The organism is Trinickia sp. LjRoot230 (genome assembly GCF_964253315.1).
In the GTDB taxonomy this organism is placed as follows: Bacteria; Pseudomonadota; Gammaproteobacteria; order Burkholderiales; family Burkholderiaceae; genus Trinickia.
This window is the reverse complement of sequence record NZ_CAXUQX020000001.1, coordinates 95,629-113,374: the sequence shown is the minus strand read 5'-3', so window position 1 is coordinate 113,374 and position 17,746 is coordinate 95,629. Positions and strand designations below refer to the sequence as shown.

The 17,746-nt window shown below is 61.1% G+C and carries 18 protein-coding genes, 1 tRNA gene and 2 pseudogenes; 13 read left to right on the top strand and 8 right to left on the bottom strand.

The annotated features are described in order from the left end of the window. Nucleotides 1–7: 7 nt before the first annotated feature. A complete protein-coding gene (locus ACSQ20_RS00470) occupies nt 8–928 on the bottom strand; it encodes a LysR family transcriptional regulator (RefSeq protein ID WP_436016435.1) in 921 nt (306 codons plus the stop codon). A 101-nt stretch (nt 929–1,029) separates the two neighbouring features. Here ACSQ20_RS00470 and ACSQ20_RS00465 point away from each other — a divergent pair, with 101 nt between their 5' ends. The 6 genes from ACSQ20_RS00465 to ACSQ20_RS00440 all read left to right on the top strand — a co-directional run bounded on the left by ACSQ20_RS00465 (nt 1,030) and on the right by ACSQ20_RS00440 (nt 4,746). After that, nucleotides 1,030–1,644, top strand: a complete 615-nt coding sequence (locus ACSQ20_RS00465) for a nitroreductase family protein (protein WP_436016433.1) — start codon at nt 1,030–1,032, stop codon at nt 1,642–1,644. Then, a complete protein-coding gene (locus tag ACSQ20_RS00460) occupies nt 1,641–2,489 on the top strand; it encodes an EamA family transporter (RefSeq protein ID WP_436022802.1) in 849 nt (282 codons plus the stop codon). The genes ACSQ20_RS00465 and ACSQ20_RS00460 overlap by 4 nt, the downstream gene beginning before the upstream one ends. A gap of 100 nt (nt 2,490–2,589) precedes the next feature. Continuing rightward, a complete protein-coding gene (locus ACSQ20_RS00455; RefSeq protein WP_436016431.1) occupies nt 2,590–3,318 on the top strand; it encodes a dienelactone hydrolase family protein in 729 nt (242 codons plus the stop codon). 95 nt (nt 3,319–3,413) lie between these two features. Beyond that, nucleotides 3,414–3,644 (top strand): type II toxin-antitoxin system VapB family antitoxin, encoded by a 231-nt coding sequence (gene vapB / locus ACSQ20_RS00450; protein WP_436016429.1) that lies wholly within the window; start codon nt 3,414–3,416, stop codon nt 3,642–3,644. Continuing rightward, nucleotides 3,644–4,054 carry a type II toxin-antitoxin system tRNA(fMet)-specific endonuclease VapC gene (vapC, locus tag ACSQ20_RS00445; protein ID WP_436016427.1) on the top strand — a complete coding sequence of 137 codons (411 nt, stop codon included), beginning with the start codon at nt 3,644–3,646 and terminating at the stop codon, nt 4,052–4,054. Before vapB ends, vapC begins: the two co-directional genes overlap by 1 nt. A gap of 26 nt (nt 4,055–4,080) precedes the next feature. After that, nucleotides 4,081–4,746 carry a hypothetical protein gene (locus tag ACSQ20_RS00440; protein ID WP_436016425.1) on the top strand — a complete coding sequence of 222 codons (666 nt, stop codon included), beginning with the start codon at nt 4,081–4,083 and terminating at the stop codon, nt 4,744–4,746. Between the two features lie 8 nt (nt 4,747–4,754). On the opposite strand, the gene ACSQ20_RS00435 is transcribed toward ACSQ20_RS00440, so the two are convergent. Together ACSQ20_RS00435 and ACSQ20_RS00430 are read right to left on the bottom strand one after the other, a co-directional pair. Then, entirely contained in the window at nt 4,755–5,105 is a 351-nt protein-coding gene (locus ACSQ20_RS00435; RefSeq protein ID WP_436016423.1) for a DoxX family protein, read from the bottom strand. After that, a complete protein-coding gene (locus ACSQ20_RS00430) occupies nt 5,102–6,025 on the bottom strand; it encodes an NAD-dependent epimerase/dehydratase family protein (RefSeq protein ID WP_436016421.1) in 924 nt (307 codons plus the stop codon). The genes ACSQ20_RS00435 and ACSQ20_RS00430 overlap by 4 nt, the downstream gene beginning before the upstream one ends. A 59-nt stretch (nt 6,026–6,084) precedes the next feature. Here ACSQ20_RS00430 and ACSQ20_RS00425 point away from each other — a divergent pair, with 59 nt between their 5' ends. Both ACSQ20_RS00425 and katG read left to right on the top strand, forming a co-directional pair. Further along, the gene (locus ACSQ20_RS00425; RefSeq protein WP_436016419.1) at nt 6,085–6,726 is read left to right on the top strand and encodes a TetR/AcrR family transcriptional regulator; all 642 of its coding nucleotides are present in this window, start codon (nt 6,085–6,087) and stop codon (nt 6,724–6,726) included. A gap of 393 nt (nt 6,727–7,119) precedes the next feature. Next, the gene (gene katG, locus ACSQ20_RS00420; RefSeq protein ID WP_436016417.1) at nt 7,120–9,300 is read left to right on the top strand and encodes a catalase/peroxidase HPI; all 2,181 of its coding nucleotides are present in this window, start codon (nt 7,120–7,122) and stop codon (nt 9,298–9,300) included. Between the two features lie 197 nt (nt 9,301–9,497). Here the strand turns inward: katG and ACSQ20_RS00415 are convergent, their stop codons facing one another. After that, nucleotides 9,498–10,748, bottom strand: a complete 1,251-nt coding sequence (locus ACSQ20_RS00415; RefSeq protein ID WP_436016415.1) for an IS256 family transposase — start codon at nt 10,746–10,748, stop codon at nt 9,498–9,500. Between the two features lie 142 nt (nt 10,749–10,890). Here ACSQ20_RS00415 and ACSQ20_RS00410 point away from each other — a divergent pair. Beyond that, nucleotides 10,891–11,022: pseudogene (locus ACSQ20_RS00410) on the top strand (transcriptional regulator); the annotation flags it as partial. A gap of 281 nt (nt 11,023–11,303) precedes the next feature. Here ACSQ20_RS00410 and ACSQ20_RS00405 read toward each other — a convergent pair. Together ACSQ20_RS00405 and ACSQ20_RS00400 are read right to left on the bottom strand one after the other, a co-directional pair. Further along, complete coding sequence (locus tag ACSQ20_RS00405; RefSeq protein WP_436016413.1) at nt 11,304–11,588, bottom strand: helix-turn-helix domain-containing protein; 285 nt, start codon at nt 11,586–11,588, stop codon at nt 11,304–11,306. Beyond that, nucleotides 11,581–11,895 carry a transcriptional regulator gene (locus tag ACSQ20_RS00400; protein WP_436016411.1) on the bottom strand — a complete coding sequence of 105 codons (315 nt, stop codon included), beginning with the start codon at nt 11,893–11,895 and terminating at the stop codon, nt 11,581–11,583. Before ACSQ20_RS00400 ends, ACSQ20_RS00405 begins: the two co-directional genes overlap by 8 nt. A 79-nt stretch (nt 11,896–11,974) precedes the next feature. On the opposite strand from ACSQ20_RS00400, the pseudogene ACSQ20_RS00395 reads away from it, so the two are divergent. Next, nucleotides 11,975–12,417: pseudogene (locus ACSQ20_RS00395) on the top strand (site-specific integrase); the annotation flags it as partial. 65 nt (nt 12,418–12,482) lie between these two features. On the opposite strand, the gene ACSQ20_RS00390 reads toward ACSQ20_RS00395, so the two are convergent. Then, nucleotides 12,483–12,558 (bottom strand) — tRNA-Arg (locus ACSQ20_RS00390). 303 nt (nt 12,559–12,861) lie between these two features. Between ACSQ20_RS00390 and ACSQ20_RS00385 the strand changes: the two genes are divergently transcribed. Further along, entirely contained in the window at nt 12,862–13,827 is a 966-nt protein-coding gene (locus ACSQ20_RS00385; protein ID WP_436016409.1) for a c-type cytochrome, read from the top strand. Between the two features lie 52 nt (nt 13,828–13,879). Here the strand turns inward: ACSQ20_RS00385 and ACSQ20_RS00380 are convergent, their stop codons facing one another. Further along, nucleotides 13,880–15,970, bottom strand: a complete 2,091-nt coding sequence (locus ACSQ20_RS00380; protein ID WP_436016407.1) for a UvrD-helicase domain-containing protein — start codon at nt 15,968–15,970, stop codon at nt 13,880–13,882. A gap of 189 nt (nt 15,971–16,159) precedes the next feature. On the opposite strand from ACSQ20_RS00380, the gene ACSQ20_RS00375 reads away from it, so the two are divergent. Next, nucleotides 16,160–17,239 carry an oxidoreductase gene (locus tag ACSQ20_RS00375; RefSeq protein ID WP_436016405.1) on the top strand — a complete coding sequence of 360 codons (1,080 nt, stop codon included), beginning with the start codon at nt 16,160–16,162 and terminating at the stop codon, nt 17,237–17,239. Between the two features lie 117 nt (nt 17,240–17,356). Next, on the top strand, nt 17,357–17,698 hold the full coding sequence (locus ACSQ20_RS00370) for a hypothetical protein (protein WP_436016403.1): 342 nt from the start codon (nt 17,357–17,359) through the stop codon (nt 17,696–17,698). Nucleotides 17,699–17,746: the final 48 nt, after the last annotated feature.

Here is a 17,746-nt window from a genome sequence, read left to right as displayed (position 1 = left end):
TGCGGACCTAATTGTGTGAACCACCGCTGCGCGTGTCTGATTCCTGACCGAACGTTTCAATCAGGAAGTCGAGGAAGGCGCGGATTTTCGGCGCGACGTGTTGCCGCGATGGATAGACAGCGTAGAGCGTGGTGTCGACCGTGTCCCAGTCTTCCAATGCGCATTGCAGCCGGCCCGTCTTCAAGTCCGCGTCGACATAGGGATACGGCGTCAGGCTCACGCCGAATCCTTCGCGTAGGGCGTCACGAATCGCGAGACTCGAATTGACCGAATATCGCGCATTGATCGCAATCCTTTCGGTGCGCTCGCCGTTGCGAAATTCCCATATATCCCCATGCATCGACAGCCCGAACCGAAGGCAATTGAGCGATTTCAGATCGGCGGGCGTTGCGGGCTTGCCATGCGCCTCGAAATAAGACGGCGCCGCGCACAGCACATGTCGCATGACAGCGAGTTTTCTGGCCACGAGGCTCGAATCCTCGAGATTATCGGTGCCGCGAATCGCAAGATCGAACCCGTCTCGTATCAGATCGACGCGCCGGTCATCCAGATGCAAATCGAGCTTTAGATCCGGGTAGCGCGATAGAAATTGGGGAATTGCCGCTGAGAGCTGTGTTAATGCCACGGTCATCGGCGCGGTAACGCGCAGCGTGCCGCGCGCCGCCGCTTTGATCGGGTGCAAGGCCTCGTCCGCTTCCGTCAGCGCATCGAGGCCGCGTGTGACGTGCTCGAGATAAATCCTGCCCTCTTCGGTCAGTGCCATGCGCCGCGTCGTCCGATTGATGAGTCGAGCGCCGACGTACGCCTCCAACTCTGCGATGTTCTTGCTGATGGCCGCCGACGACAACCCTAGCCGTCGCCCGGCCTCGGCAAAGCTGTTCAATTCGGCTACAGAACGAAAAACCTGCAACGCGGTATAGCGATCCATTCGGCATTCACCGTCAGTAAATAATGTTCTTCCAGAACCGACATTATCGTTTTTTAGTGAATTGCGTATTCTGACGGGGAGCATTTTATTTGGATCGAACAATGATTCACCCCACTCTTACGTTGATCGAGCAGCGCATTTCTGCCAATCGTTTTGATGCCTCGCATGCGTTGGCGGATGCGGAAATCGAAGAATTGGTACGCCTCGCCACGCGAGCCCCGAGTGCCTACAACCTTCAAAACTGGCGGTTCATTGCGGTGCGAACATCGGCATCGAAGGCCAGATTGCGCCGCCTCGCTTACGACCAGGCGAAAGTGTCCGACGCTGCTGTCACGTTTATCATTTGCGGCGCGCTGCCCGACGCCGAAACGCTCCCTGAACGGCTGTTGCCGTTCGTCGGGGCCGGCTACATGCCTGCGAAGATGGCTTCGAGCTGGCGCGAAGGCGCGCTCGCGAAATATGCCGATCCGCAAACGGCGCGGGACGAAGCCGTGCGTTCGGCCACGCTCGGCGCTGCAACGCTGATCTATGCGGCGCAAGCCAAGGGCTTGGCCTCCGGGCCGATGATCGGATTCGATGCCGATGGCGTCGCACGCGAGTTCGGGCTCGAGCGCGACGAGGTGCCGGTGATGCTCGTTCCTATTGGCCGCGCCGCGCCTGGCAATTGGCCGCAAAAGCCGCGCCGTCCGCTCTCCGAAGTATTGGAACTTCGATGAAGACCCGCGCTTCCGACCTGCTGCTCACGGCGATCGCGCCAGCCGTCTGGGGCAGTACTTATATCGTCACCACGCAGTTTCTGCCGAATTTCTCGCCGATCACGGTTGCGATGCTTCGCGCCTTGCCCGCCGGATTACTGCTGCTCGCGCTGGTGCGGCGTTTGCCGACGGGCATCTGGTGGTTGCGCGTTTTCGTGTTGGGCTCGCTGAACATCTCGATCTTTTTGAGCATGCTGTTCATCTCGGCCTACCGCCTGCCGGGCGGCGTCGCGGCGACGGTGGCGGCCATCCAGCCGCTGTTTGCAATTTTTCTTGCCGCGATCGTGCTTCGGAGCCCGATCCGCTCGCTGTCGATCTTGGCCGCGCTGGTGGGCATCGGCGGTGTTGCATTGCTGGTGCTGACGCCGCGCGCGGCGCTCGACCCGATCGGCATTACGGCGGGTATTGCCGGCGCGGCCTCCATGGCCGTCGGAAACGTATTGACTCGCAAGTGGCAACCTCCGGTGTCGCTTCTTGCCTTCACGGCATGGCAACTGACGGCCGGCGGCGTGCTGCTGGTTCCGGTCGCGCTCGCGCTCGAACCGGCTATTCCCGTGCCGACGATGACCAACCTGTTCGGACTGGTGTGGCTTGGGCTGATCGGTTCGGCTTTGACTTATGTGCTGTGGTTCCGGGGCCTTGCGAGACTGGAACCCGCGGTGGTGTCGCCGCTGCTTTTCCTGAGCCCGTTGATGGCGGTGCTGCTCGGATGGCAATTTTTGAATCAGACATTGAGTTCGCTTCAGATCGCCGGTGTTGTTTTTGTCATGGGCAGCATTTGGCTAAGTCAACGGCCTGCTCGTTAGTTCAACGTCGATGCGGATAAACGCGGAAATTCTTATGCGGCTCGTGCGCCTCGTTTCTCTGTTGCTTCTCGCTTGCATCGCCTCGGCTGCCGAGGCAAAGATGATTACCAAGCCTGTTGGCTGGATGTTGGACGGCATTACGTTCAAGAGCGTGCTGGTTTTTGACGACGCCACGACGACGAAGCGCCCCGGGCTGGTGATGGTGCCCAATTGGTATGGCGTCAACGACATTGCCATCGCCAAGGCCAAGCGCATCGCCGGTGCGGACTACGTCATCCTGCTGGTCGATATGTACGGCGAAGACACGCGGCCTGCTGGCGAGGCTCAGGCGAAGGCTGCCGTCGCGCCGCTCTATAGCGATCGGCGCCTGATGCGCAGGCGCATCGGCACAGCGTTCGACCAATTGAAGGCGCAAGCCGCCGAAGCGCCGATCGACCTCACGCGTCTTGGCGCCGTCGGCTTTTGTTTCGGCGGCGCCGCCGTGCTCGATCTGGCCCGTAGCGGCTCGGACGTGAAGGCGGTGGTGTCTTTTCACGGCGATCTGGGCACTGATAACTCTGCACTCGCCAACAACATCAAAGCGCGCGTGTTGGCGATAAACGGCGCAGACGATACGAGCACCATGCCGGATGCACCGAAGTTCACGGAGGAAATGCGCCGTAGCCCGGCCGATTGGCAGTTCGTGGAAATCGGCCACGCGGTGCATTGCTTCACGGAGACCGAGGCAACGGGCAAAACCGGTAATTGCCGCTACGACGCGAAGGCAGCAGCGCAGGCGTATGAACTGATGCGGGGTTGGCTTGGTGAGAGTTTTGCGTCGGGGAAATAGCGTCCCGTATCCGGCCTGTATATCCCATTGACATATCCTTCAATCCTCCCTTATGATTGTATGGATATACGACCAACATATCCCAAGGAGTCGACATGGAACAGGGTGCGATCTTCAAAAGCAACCGCAGCCAAGCGGTACGCCTGCCGAAATCCGTGGCCCTCCCTGAAGGCGTGAAAAGGGTCGATGTGGTTGCCATTGGGCGCGTCCGCATACTCACCCCCGCAGGGGAGTCCTGGGATAGCTGGTTTGATGGTGAAGACGTCAGCCCCGACTTCATGTCCACGCGCGATCAGCCCATGGATCAGGTGCGCGAGGGGTTTTGATGCTCAAGTACATGCTTGATACGAACATCTGCATTTTCACAATCAAGAACAAGCCTCATGAGGTGCGCGACGCGTTTAACCGCCATCACGGCCAGCTGTGCATTAGCGCAGTGACGTTGATGGAGTTGATCTATGGCGCAGAAAAGTCCGCATCGTCGGAAAAGAACCTGGCTATCGTCGAAGGTTTCACGGCTCGCCTGGACGTCTTGGTTTACGATCATGCCGCCGCCGCGCATAGCGGCCAGCTGAGGGCTGAATTGGGCAAAAACGGCACGCCAATTGGCCCGTACGACCAAATGATTGCCGGACACGCCCGATCCCAGGGCCTGATCTTGGTAACGAACAATCTTCGCGAGTTCGATCGGGTGCCCGGCTTACGGGTTGAAGACTGGATACAACGGGATAGGTGACCGGGCAGGAGAGCAGGAGCGGGAACATGAACTATATGAATCAGCGCATGAGAACCATGCTAGCGCTGATGTTTGCGTTGCTCGTTCCGATCGGCATCGGTGTTGCTTGGCCTTTCGTCTTTGCCGACGTCTGCCCTGCTTGCTTCGGCTTCACCGCCATCGCACCAGGAGTTTACATTCAACGGAGCGCAACGCGTGATCAGCAGGCGGCGGTGTCGGCAACCATCGCCGAAGCCCGCATGCGCTTGGACCGGTTTTATGGCGAGAGGCGCAGCCGTCCCCGCATCTTCGTCTGCGAGGATCAGGCTTGCTACAGCCGAATCGGCGGCGGCGGATCGCGCGGCATGGCGTTGTTCGACTGGGCCCTGTTTCTCTCGCCGCGCGGAGCTAGCCCGGAGATCGCCACTCATGAAATGTCGCACATCGAGCTGCACACCCGCCTGGGTTTGCTGAAGACTTATCGGCGGGCCGTGCCGCAATGGTTCGGCGAGGGAGTTGCCGTCCTCGTGTCGGATGATCCGCGGTACTTCATTCGACGACGCCTACCGGTCGCCCCGGCCCTGACTTGCGACGGGCGTTATGGGTTTTGGATCGCCCCGGAAGCTGCGCTCAACTTTGGGCTATCTGTCGTCGTCGCCTACGAGGCGAAATCGGCAGCAAAACAACCTACCTGCTTGTCCGAAATTACTTGACCACCACATCAACCGCGGACCGCCACAGTAACCACAATGAGAGCCGAGAAGATCAGCGCCGGGGCGAGATGCCGGAACGGCTCCCGATTTCGTAGCAATGTGAAGAGCGCGCCAATCATGATCGCACCGGCCAGCGTTAGGCCTAAAACTCTGGTTTGTTGTCCAAAAAGAAGTGCTGCACTGAGCAGCTCGAGAGCGCCACAGAGCAACTGAAACCATGCCGGGTAACCCCAGCGTTCGAAGTCGCGCTTCACCGCGCCGCGTCCTGCGAGATTGACTAACCCAGCAACCGCGAACAGAACCGCTAGGATCGTCGCGAGAATCGATTCGAAAAATGCGGTGTTTAACGCCATCGTCATGCTCCGTTGCTTTGCTGAAAGTGCGTCTGTGCAGAGAGGTCCGCAATCAGGTCGGGGCCGTGGGGTTCCCACGCAAGAATTCGCCGGGCATGCTGGCCGCTTACCGTCTGGTCGAGCGCCAGTGCGTCAGCAAATGGCCCAAGCGATTTGCGAGCGTCGTCGAGCGGCCAAAATTCGACGCGGTCGGCACCGACCGAGGCTCGAATCGCTTCGCCCATTTCGGCAACGGCAACGGCATCTTCCGCGACCACGTTGAAGATCTGTCCCGCGACTCGACCGTCCCCACTTGCCGCCCGCTCCATCGCGCTCAGGTAGGCCGTGGCGAGATCATCGACGTGAACGGCAGGCCAGTGGTTGCGACCATCGCCGACGACCCTCACACTGCCGCTCTGACGGACCATGCCGGCAAGCATGCCGAAGATGCCGCCGCCGTAGCCATGCACCATTGCCGGCCTGAGGATCACGGCAGAAATCGAGCGGCGAGCCGCTAGCGCCAGCACCTGTTGCTCCACTGCGGGCCGCCAGGCGATGAGTGGTGTCGGGTTCAGCGCCGATGCTTCAGTCGCGGGCTCCCCCTCCGTATTGCCGTAGACCCAGGTGCCCGACGTATAGACAAACGCCGCGCCCGGATGCAAATGCGAAAGCATCGCTACAGCCGCAGCCTCATCAGCAGCAGCGGCGGAAGCATCGTTGGTCGACGCGGTGTGCACCACGCCATCAGCAGCACCGGCAGTCGCAGCGAAAGACTGTGGCTCGCGCAGGTCGCCGCAATGCAGTGTCACGCCAAGACGTGCCAGCTCGCGGGCGGCCGCCGAACTGTCCTTGCGCACCAGCGCCGTCACCTGATGGCCGAGGCTGATTGCCTTGCGCGCGACCGCTTGCCCGATGAAGCCCGTACCACCTGTAATGAACAGTTTCAAAGCGTTCTCCAATGATTGGCTGCGAAGTTGAATAGCCACACAAACGAGACTGACCAGTCTTGTCAACTACTCGACGATCTGTTATTTATTTTGTGATGAACACGCCCTCTCTCCCCGACCTGAGCCCGCTGCAACGCCGTAAGCGGTCCGCCATCCTCGACGGCGCGAAAACCGTTTTTTTAAGCCAAGGTTTCGGTCTGGCAACGATGGACGATGTTGCCGCGGCCGCTGGCGTCGGCAAACAGACGGTCTACCGCCACTTCAAGTCGAAGGAGGCGCTCTTCGTTGGTCTGGTGAGCTCGATGTGCGCTCAAGTGGGTGGACTTCTTGCCAGCGCTCAGGACGAGCAATCCGATGGATCACCCGAAGCCGAGTTGCGCGAGTTGGGATGGGTGTTGGCACAAATCCTTATCGCGCCGGATAATCTGCGGCTTTACCGGGCCATCGTTGCTGAGGCCGAGCGTCTTCCGGAACTCGGCCAGGTGTTTTACGAAAATGGTGCAAAGGTCGTGCGTGCCTTCGCCGCAAAAATTCTGCGAAAGCGATTTGATGAATCGACTTCCGCATCGCGGGCAGCGACATTCGTTCAGTTGGTGCTAGGCGACGCGTATCTGGAACTGTCAATTGGCTACACGGTGCCCGACGTTGAAGCGCGCTTTGCGCTGCAGATTGACGAGGCGGTGGCGGCTGCACTTCGCTAAGGAGTGCCGCATAAGATGTTGAGCCGCTCCATGGTGAGCGCAGCAGTGTGCAGCGCGGAAAGCAAGACACTGCGATTCCGATTCCGATTCCGATTCCCAACGCATTTGCGCACCGGTTTCCGCACGATCCAGGCGCGTTTCAAAATTTTTGAATGTCGTTTTGCGGCCGAATCCAGCCTGGCATAAAACGGTCGGCATGATCGGCAGTTGATCGGCCGCATCGGGCGAAGTCTTCGGGCGACCGTCGGCTTCGGTGTCAGAGGCTATCGCCGCCATTGCGCATCTCAATAAGCGCCCCATAAGAATAGACTATGCTGTTCTGGCGGGTTGTGCCCGCACGCATGTCGTGGTGCTGGCACGGCCTTTGAACAACCGTGACCTAGTGAGACAACGATGCCATCCGACGCCCAATGCCCGTTCTCGGGCGATGCCTCCATTGCCACACGCGTCGTCGCTGGAACTATGACCAACCAGGATTGGTGGCCCAACCAGCTACGCGTTGACCTTCTGAATCAACATTCTGAGAAATCCGATCCGCTTGGTCGGAAATTCAACTACCGCGAGGAATTCAAGAAACTCGACTATGCGGCCCTCAAAGCCGACCTGCGCAAGCTCATGACCGACTCGCAGGATTGGTGGCCGGCCGACTTCGGTCACTACGGCCCGCAATTCATTCGTATGGCCTGGCATGCCGCGGGTACCTATCGCACGGTCGACGGCCGTGGCGGTGCAGGCCGCGGCCAGCAACGCTTCGCGCCACTGAGCTCGTGGCCAGACAACGTCAACATCGACAAGTCGCGCCGCCTGCTGTGGCCGATCAAGCAGAAGTACGGCCAGAAAATTTCGTGGGCCGACCTGCTGGTTCTGACGGGCAACGTCGCGCTCGAAACGATGGGCTTCCGCACCTTCGGCTTCGGCGCCGGCCGCGAAGATACCTGGGAGCCGGACAACGACGTGTACTGGGGCGCGGAAACGACCTGGCTCGCGCTCAGCAACGATCCGAACAACAAGCGCAGCCGCTACTCGGGCAAGCGCGATCTCGATAATCCGCTCGCCGCGGTACAGATGGGCCTGATCTACGTCAATCCGGAAGGGCCGGACGGCAATGGCGACCCGGTCTCGGCGGCGGTCGACATCCGCGAGACCTTCGCCCGCATGGCAATGAACGACGAAGAGACCGTCGCGCTGATCGCGGGCGGTCACTCTTTCGGCAAGACCCACGGCGCGGGACCGGCGACCCACATTGGCCCCACTCCCGAAGCGGCTCCGGTCGAATTGCAGGGCCTCGGCTGGGCTAGTACCTACAAGTCGGGCACGGGCGGCGACGCGATCGGCAGCGGCATCGAGGTCACGTGGACACAAACGCCCGCGCAATGGAGCAATGCCTTCTTCGAAAACCTCTTCAAGTACGAATGGGAACAGGAAAGGAGCCCGGCGGGCGCGATCCAGTGGGTCGCCAAGAATGCCGAAGCGGTCATCCCTGGCCCGAGGCCCGATTCGCCCAAGCGCAAGCCGACCATGCTCACTACCGACCTGTCGCTGCGCTTCGATCCCGCGTACGAGAAGATCTCGCGTCGCTTCCTCGACGATCCGCAGGCGCTTGCCGAAGCGTTCTCACGCGCCTGGTTCAAGCTGACTCACCGCGACATGGGCCCGAAGGCACGCTACCTCGGCCCGGAAGTGCCGCGCGAAGACTTGATCTGGCAAGACCCGCTGCCAGCGGCGACGCACCATCCGAGCGAGACCGACATCGCCGATCTCAAGGCGAAGATCGCGGCTTCGGGCCTGTCGGCTTCGGAGCTCGTCGCGGTTGCGTGGGCTTCGGCCTCGACCTTCCGTGGCTCGGACAAGCGCGGCGGGGCCAACGGCGCGCGCATCCGACTCGCGCCTCAGAGCGACTGGGCAGTCAACCAGCCCGTCGCCGGCACGCTGGCGAAGCTGGAAGAAATCCAGAAGGCTTCGAGCAAGGCGTCGCTCGCCGACGTGATCGTGCTGGCTGGCAGCGTCGGCATCGAAATGGCTGCGAAGGCAGCGGGTCTCACGCTCACGGTGCCGTTCGCGCCGGGCCGCGTCGATGCCACGGCCGAGCAGACCGATGCAGTCGCGATGGCTGTTCTCGAACCCGTCGCCGATGGCTTCCGCAACTTTGAGAAGACCAGGTCGCCGGTTCCGGCCGATGCATTGCTGATCGACAAGGCCCAGCTGCTGACACTGACGGCTCCGGAGATGACCGCGCTGATCGGTGGCCTGCGCGCCATCGACATCAACGCAAGCGACAGCAAGCACACTGCCCTCACGAAAACACCGGGCGCGCTCACCAACGACTTTTTCGTCAATCTGCTCGACATGGGTACCGAGTGGAAGCAGGCCGGCGATATCTACGAAGGCTATGACCGCAAGACGGGCCAGCTCAAGTGGACGGGCACCCGCGTGGACCTCGTGTTCGGTTCGAACTCGATCCTGCGGGCGCTGGCCGAGGTGTACGGCAGTGCCGATGGCAAGGAGCGTTTCGTCAACGACTTCGTGTCCGCCTGGGTCAAGGTGATGAACCTCGATCGCTTCGACCTATCCTGACGCAAGACTACAGCGGGCGGCTGCCAGACATGAGCCGCGCGAGCGCAGTATGCAAAGCCGGAGGTTTGCGCCTTCGGCTTTTTTCAGGCGCGGTCACGACGAAGTCGTCCGCGTAGCGCACGACGTGTGCCTTAGCTGGCTGTCGCGCAGTCTTGCTGGGGTTGTCAGAATTTCTGTGTTCAAGGCGGGGCTAAGATTCACACGGATGGTCGCACGAATCGGTCGGCGTAAAGGATAGCGAATTGGTTCATGGCCTGCTTCCAATCGTGAGCAGAGCGACTCCAGCCGGCCGTGATGTTGCGCAGTGCAAGCCAGATGAGTTTCGTGGCGGCATCATCGGTGGGGAAGTGGCCTCGCGTTTTGATGATCTTGCGCAGTTGCGCGTTGATGTTCTCAATGGCATTCGTTGTGTAGATCACCTTGCGCACCGCTGGCGGGAACGCAAAGAACGGAATCACGCGATCCCAAGCGTTGCGCCAGGCGGCGCTGACGGTCGGGAACCGTTGCCCCCAAGGCCCTTGGGCGAAGGCATCGAGTTCGGCCTGCGCTGCCTCGACGCTCGGGGCTGTGTAGATCGGTCGAATCGCCGCAGCCAACGCCTTACGGTCCTTCCAGCTCGCGTACTCAAGGCTGTTGCGAATCAGGTGGACGATGCAAGTCTGTAGCGTGGTTGCCGGAAATACGACCGCCAATGCCTCGGGCATGCCCTTCAGGCCGTCGGTCACGGCGATCAAGATGTCGTGGACGCCTCGGGTCTTGAGATCGTTGAACACCTTCATCCAGAACTTGGCACCCTCGGTGTTCTCGATCCACAGGCCCAGAATATCGCGCGTGCCGTCGGGCAGCACGCCAAGTGCAAGGTAGACGGCCTTATTTCGCACGACCGCGTCTTCGCGAATCTTGACCCGCAGCGCATCGAAGAACACCACGGGATACATCGGTTCGAGCGGCCGGGATTGCCATGCGGTGACTTCCGCCATCACCTCGTCGGTCACCGAACTGATGAAATCGGGCGAGACCTCCGTGCCGTACTGCTCCTGCAAAAAGCCCTGAATCTCGCGTACGGTCATGCCGCGGGCGTACATGGCGACGATCTTCTCGTCGAAGCCCGTGAAGCGTCGTCCGTGCTTCGGAATCAGCAGCGGCTCGAAGCTGCCATCGCGATCGCGTGGCACTTCGATGCGCATTGGACCGTCTTCGGTCAGCACCGTCTTGGCGCCAGTGCCGTTGCGCTGGTTCGTCACAGCAGCGGGCTTGGCCGCGCCAGACGGATAGCCGAGATGATGATTCATCTCGCCACCCAGCGCCCGCTCTATCAACGCCTTTTTCAGAGCCATCGTCGCGGCGTTAATCGATTCGGCTGTCATCGGGCCGCTGCCGAATTGCTCAAGCAGCTCGGCGGGGATCGCCGGCAGGTCTGCAGGTAGGGCTTTCAGTTTGCGAGGCATATATTCTCCTGGGGAGCATCATATGCCTTGAACACGAAATTGCTGACAGACCCCAACGGTATGCGTGTCTGTCGGCGGACCGCTTTTCGCAACAGGTAACGCCGCTGACTGTCGTACCCGATGAGCGGAGCGTAGGTGTACTTTAGCTGCACCCGGCAACAATTCGCTAATAGCGAAACCGCTGAAAGCCTTACCAGATTTGGTGCGCCCGGCTGGGATCGAACCAGCAACCCCTGCCTTCGGAGTTTTGCCTACGCCACACAGGCCCTTATAAATCAATGCCTTGCGCAACTCGCAAATTGCAAAAGCAAGGTCAAACAAGCTCAACCCAGAGTGGTCCACCCCGCCTTAGCTGTACTTTAGCTACACCGAACATCCGACCGCGCGGCCGGCAATCGCATCTCGCAACCCGAAAACCTTCCTGCGCCCTGCCTACACTCGAGAACTCGGGCGGGCCGACTGAGCCGAATCGCGAGCCAGCACTCACTACGGCAGGAGCGACGGCGGCCGCTGGACGACAGTTGTTAATCCGATCGCAGCCGGGAGCGCCATCTTTCAGGCTGTTTGCAAATCCCGAAGCGCCTCAGGATGCAGCGTGGCAACGCGCAATAGTGTCTGTGCCGCGCCGGTGGGCTCTCGCCGGCCTTGTTCCCAGTCTTGCAAAGTCCGCACGGAAACACCGAGCAGCGAAGCAAACGCGCTTTGCGACAGCCCGACTTTCGTGCGCGCGAGCGACGCTACCGTCGGTTCGACTTTCGTCACCCGAGCTGCGCGTCCCGCCTTCATATCTTTGACCGATTTCAAAAGATCGGCCTGAAACTGTTCGAGCTCTTTATCCATTTTCGACCTCTTCACGTAGCCGGTTGAGGAAAGTCGCCGGCAGGATGTCAAATTTCGCCTTCGTGTACGCGATCAATAGCCAAATGCAACCGTGGTCGAGTGCGTTGTAGTAGATCACACGAGCACCGCCTCGCTTCCCCATGCCTGCGCGCGACCAACGCACTTTGCGAAGCCCGCCGGTGCCAGGAATCACGTCGCCTGCGAGCGGGTTGTTTGCGAGCCAGACGATGAAAGCCTCGCGCTCGCCCTCTTGCCAGATACTTGCCGCGTATCGCTGAAAAACTTCCGTTTCAATGACTGTGTACATGGCGGCATTATACGGCAATGCCGTATTCAATGGAAGCATAAAAGCGCACCAGGAGACCCGGGCGCCAACAGCGCGCGTTGGGTTGCTGTGGTCGCAAGTCGATCTGACGCGTCGCGTCGCTTGGATTCATCCCGACCAGGCGAAGGCGCGCAAGGCGATCACCGTTTCACTGTCGGATTCGGCGGTCGCAGTGTTGCGTCGGCAGCTTACAAAGAGGCGCAAGCCCGAATACATCGAAAGCGTTTCGTGTACCGTGGCGCGCCCGTCCACCAAACCACGACGGAGGCATGGAAAAAAGCGCTCAAGCGCGCCAGCATCCGCGACTTTCGTTGGCACGATCTGCGGCACACATGGGCGAGCTGGCATGTGCAGCGAGGTACGCCGTTGCAGGTGCTGAAAGAACTCGGGGGATGGGAAACACTGGAAATGGTGCAGCGGTACGCACACCTGTCAGCGGAGCATCTGACGCGCTGGGTGCAGCCGCACACGCAGTCCGTCGAGCAGCAGATCGCCGCCGGCTGACTGTATTTTCACTGTACTGGGGAAAAACGATGACGTAGCGAAACCGCTGCAAGCCTTACCAGACTTGGTGCGCCCGGCTGGGATCGAACCAGCAACCCCTGCCTTCGGAGGGCAGTACTCTATCCATTGAGCTACGGGCGCTTGAACGCGAAGGCGCCGCGACCGGGAGGGCGCAGCGCCGAGCGAGACCGAGAGGATACCCGGTTTCGCGGCAGGCGTCCACCCACGTCCCAGCCACCGCCAACGCAACGCCCATCCGACCCAACCAACCCGCTACGCATACCCTTTATCACGGGTAAACGCCTCCCCCATCCTCGATGCGCGCGGTCTGGTCGCCGCCAAAACCTTCCGTCTATAATCGACCTGTTTGATCGAATGAATTAAGTAGTTGCCGTCCACGCTGTACCGCTCACCAACAAATACCCACCGGGAGACGAGTCAAGCATGAGCGAAGCACCACACGGAGCCCCGATCAAAACCCCCGGACAGTTGATTGCAGCTGTCATTGCCGCGTTTGCCATTCCCATCGTCGTCATCTGGCTCCTGGCGTACAACGTCAACGAAACCGTGCGCACGGGCGCCGGTACCGAGCTTGCCGATGCCAATATCACCAAGCGCATCGAACCGCTCGCCCAAGTCACTGTGCGTGATGCCAACGCGCCGCATGTCTTCAAAACCGGCGAGGAAGTCTTCAAGGCCGTCTGCTCGACTTGCCACGGCACCGGCGTTGCCGGCGCGCCGAAATTCGGCGACAGCAGCGCCTGGGCGCCCCGCATCGCGCAAGGCTTCGAAGGGCTGATGCACTCGGCATTGAACGGCAAAGGTGGCATGCCCGCCCGCGGCGGCACCTCGCCCGACGACTACAGCGACTACGAAATCGCGCGCGCCGTCGTCTATATGGCCAACCACGGCGGCGCCAGCTTCGCCGAGCCGCCGGCCCCCGCCCAAGGGGCAAGCGCAACCGCCGCGGCCAGCGGAGCCGAAGCAGCGCAAGCGGCGTCCGCAACGCCAGCCGTAACGGCCAACGCGGCAGCCGGCGCCAGCGAGCAAGCTGCCGCCACCGCGGCGTCGATGCCAACGGTGCAATCGGGCGCCTTGCCCGCCTCGGCATCAACGGCGGCCACTGCGCCGTCTGCTGCCCCTGCCCCCGCCACAACCAACGCAGACGCGGCACAAGCCGGCAAAGCGCTCTACGAAAAGGTCTGCCAAGCCTGCCACGCAGCGGGCGTGCTCAACGCACCGAAGTTCGGCGATAAAGCAGCGTGGGCACCGCGGCTGAAAGAATCGATGGACGTCGTCTATAACTACGCGTTACACGGCAAAGGCGCGATGCCGCCGAAGGGCGGCTCGAATGCGCCCGATGCCGATGTGAAAGCGGCAGTCGATTACATGGTCAACGCTGCCAAATAGTTGGCAGTCCTAACCAAGTAACCAAGTAATCGCGTAGTCAAAGAATCACGCATCAGCTTTTCTGCAGCAACGCCTTGAGGCTGGCCAGCCGATCTTTCGGTGACATCGGCGCCTCCTCGGGCGTGGGCGGCGGCGCTTCGTCGAGCCCCATCTCGGCAATAAAGCGCGATGCCTCGCATACGACGGTCTCCCTCGCCCGCTTGCGCTTCTTGCACCAGTTCAAATGCAAGCTGCGCTGCGCGCGCGTGATGGCCACATACATCAGCCGACGCTCTTCCTCGATGCGCGCATCGTCGATCGGTTCATCGTCCGCACCGCCGCGATGCGGCATGATCCCCTCTTCGACACCCACGAGAAAAACATGCGGATACTCGAGCCCCTTCGACGCGTGCACGGTCGACAAGCGCACGGCGTCAGGGTCCTCCTCCTTGCCGTCCAACATCGACATCAACGCGACGGTCTGAATCAAACCGAGCAGATTCTTGCCGGTATCCGCGAGGCCGTCAGCATTCTCATAGCCCGACGCTTCGCCATCCTCCGCCTCTTCCGGCTCGGGTTTCGTTCCCTTACGCTTGAGCCACTCGAGAAACTCGAGCACGTTCTGCCATTTCGATTGCGCCTGACGTTCATCGAACGTGTCGTACAAATAAGCCTCGTAATGAATCGCTTCCATCAGGTCGTCGAGAAGCGTGGTCGCGGCGTCCTTCGTCGCGCGCTCGCCGATGCGCTGCATGAAATCGCAGAACACGCGCAGCGGCTCCACTTGCCGCGCCGATAGCCGCGCTTCGATGCCGCCCATATAAACCGCCTCGAACAGCGACACCTTCGCCTGCCCCGCAAACGAACCGAGCGCCTCGAGGGTGGTGTTGCCGATGCCGCGGCGCGGCGTCGTCACGGCGCGAATAAACGCAGGATCGTCATCGGGGTTCGCGATCAGCCGCAAATAAGCGCAGATATCCTTGATTTCCGCCTTGTCAAAAAACGATTGCCCGCCCGACAGCACATAGGGAATGCGCTCGCGCCGCAGTACCTGCTCGAAGATGCGCGCCTGAAAATTGCCGCGATACAAAATGGCGTAGTCGCGAAACTGCGTGCGCCGCTCGAACTTGTGCGCTGATAAACGAAAGACGACCGATTCGGCTTCATGCTCTTCATCGTTGCAACCGGTCACGGTGATGGTGTCGCCCATACCGTGCTCGGACCACAGCTTTTTTTCGAAGAGTTTCGGATTATTCGCAATGACGTTGTTGGCCGCCGTCAGGATCCGCACGGTCGAACGATAGTTCTGCTCGAGCTTGACGACATGCAGCTTCGGAAAATCCTGGCCGAGTTGCGCGAGGTTTTCGAGCGTGGCACCACGCCACCCGTAAATCGCCTGGTCATCATCGCCAACGGCCGTGAATGCCGCGCGCGGCCCTGCCAGCAGTTTGAGCAACGTGTACTGGCATGCGTTGGTGTCCTGATATTCGTCGATCAGCAAATAACGCAGCTTGTTTTGCCACCGGTCGCGCACCGCCTCGTTCTTCTCGAACAGTTCGGCCGGCAAGCGGATCAAGTCGTCGAAATCGACGGCCTGATAAGCATGCAACGTCGCCACGTAATTGCGGTAGACGATTGCGGCCTGATGCTCGTCCTCATTCGAGGCAATCGCCATCGCCTCTTCGGGCATGATGAGGCCGTTCTTCCAAAGCGAAATGATCGATTGCACCTTGCGGATGAAGCCCTTGTCGGTCGTGCCGACCTGTTCCTGGATCATCGCGAGGCAATCGTCCGAATCCATGATCGAGAACTGGGGCTTGAGCCCCAGATGCTCGGCTTCGGCCCGAAGAATCTGCACGCCAAGCGAATGGAACGTGCACACCGTCAGCTGATTGACGGGCACCTTGCGCCCTTCCTTGCCGGGCGTCGTGAGCGTCTTGCCTTCGAGCAACTTGCCAACGCGTTCGCGCATCTCGGCGGCAGCCTTGTTCGTGAACGTGACGGCCGCGATATGACGCGGCTCGAAGCCCTTCGCTTCAATCAGATGCGCAATTTTTTGCGTGATGACGCGCGTCTTGCCGCTGCCTGCCCCGGCAAGCACGAGGCACGGGCCGTCGAGATAGCGCACCGCCTCGTTCTGGGCGGGATTCAAACCTGCGGACATCGTCTGGATGGGTATAACGGGTTGGCGGCTCGCACGAAGGCGCGCATGTGCACGCGTCGCAGCGCGGGAAGCTGTCGAGGGCGAGTGCGCGATGTTAACACGAGCCACGCGACGGCCACGACATGCAATCGAATGAACGCCACGCGCTCGTGCCACAATGCAATTCGCTTTCTCAGTGAGGACAGCCAGATGACAACATCGGTAAAAATTGGCTTGATGGGATATGGTTTTGCCGGCGCGACGTTTCACGCGCCCGTGATCGAGCATTGCGGTGCGCCGCCCGATGCGCCGGCAAACCCGTATGCGCGCCTCGCGGCAATCGCAACGAGCCAGCCCGCGCGGGCACGCACGGACTACCCGAACGCGCATGCGATAGCCGATCTGGACGCACTCATTGCGCTCGACGACATCGAATGCATCGTCATCGCCACGCCGAACGACACACATTTCGAGTTGGCGGCCAAGGCGCTCGCGGCAGGCAAGCATGTCGTGGTCGACAAACCTGTCACGCTGCGCGCGGCCGACGCCGTCACCCTTGCACGGCTTGCGCGCGAACACGACGTACTGTTCGCACCGTTTCACAACCGCCGCTGGGACGGCGACTTCCTGACGCTGCGCGCACTCCTCGCATGCGGTGCGCTCGGCCGCGTCGTGCATTATGAATCGCATTTCGATCGCTTTCGGCCGCAGGTGCGACAGCGCTGGCGCGAGGACGTCTCGCGTGGCGGCGGCCTGCTGTTCGATCTCGGCCCGCACCTGATTGATCAAGCACTCGTGCTCTTTGGCACCCCCGACACGGTCTACGCCGTAGTGAAGACGCATCGCGACCAGGCGTCAGCCCCCGATTACGCGCATCTGCTGCTCGGTTACCGCGATAAGGAGGTCGTGCTGCACGCCACTGCCCTCGCCGCGCTCGAACCACCTCGCTTCGCCGTTCACGGCACGCTGGGCAGCTACGTGAAGCAGGGTCTCGACACGCAGGAGGACCAGTTGAAAGCCGGCCTGCGTCCCGGCGAGGCCGGCTTCGGTGGTGGCAATCCCCATGGCACGCTGCGCGTGCTCGCGGGCGAACGCGAGACCCAACGCGATGTGCCGACCGTCAATGGCGTCTATGCCGAGTTCTATCGCGCGCTCGCAATGAGCATCCGACATGGCGAGCCGTTTCCGGTCTCGCCGCAAGATGCGATCGATGTGATGACGATCATCGAACTCGCCGAGCGCAGCGCGCAAGAGGGGCGGCGCCTGCCGTTCGAGCGTCTCGTTGCCTAAAGCGAAACCAAGACCTGCCGATTCGATGTCAGCGAATTCATTACATCAGACGTTTACGCGTGGCGGACGGCATTCGCCCCGCAGGTCTCGGTCATTACACCAAACAAAAGGATGAGAATGAAAAGCATGATTCGCGTGCTCGCATGCAGCGCATTGGTCGTTTCGCTTGGCGCGTGCGTCGTCGCCACACCGACGGCCCGCCCGAACCCGCGCGAGCTCGCCCTGCAGCGGTACGGCCAGATCGACGAGCGGCTCGATAATCTCGGGCGCCGAATCGATTGGCACGTCAACAATGGTTACTATCCGCCACCGCAAGGCAATGCATTGCATCGCCGGCTCGACGTGCTTCGCAGCGAAGCGCGCGACATGGCGAGCCAGCATGGCGGCGGGTTGTCCGGCGAAGAGCAGCGTGTGCTCAATCACGAACTCGACGGCGCCGCACGCGCGATCGGCGAATAGCGCCCGAGGCCGGCGGCATGCGTGTATTGCGTGCCGCGCGCCTGCTAA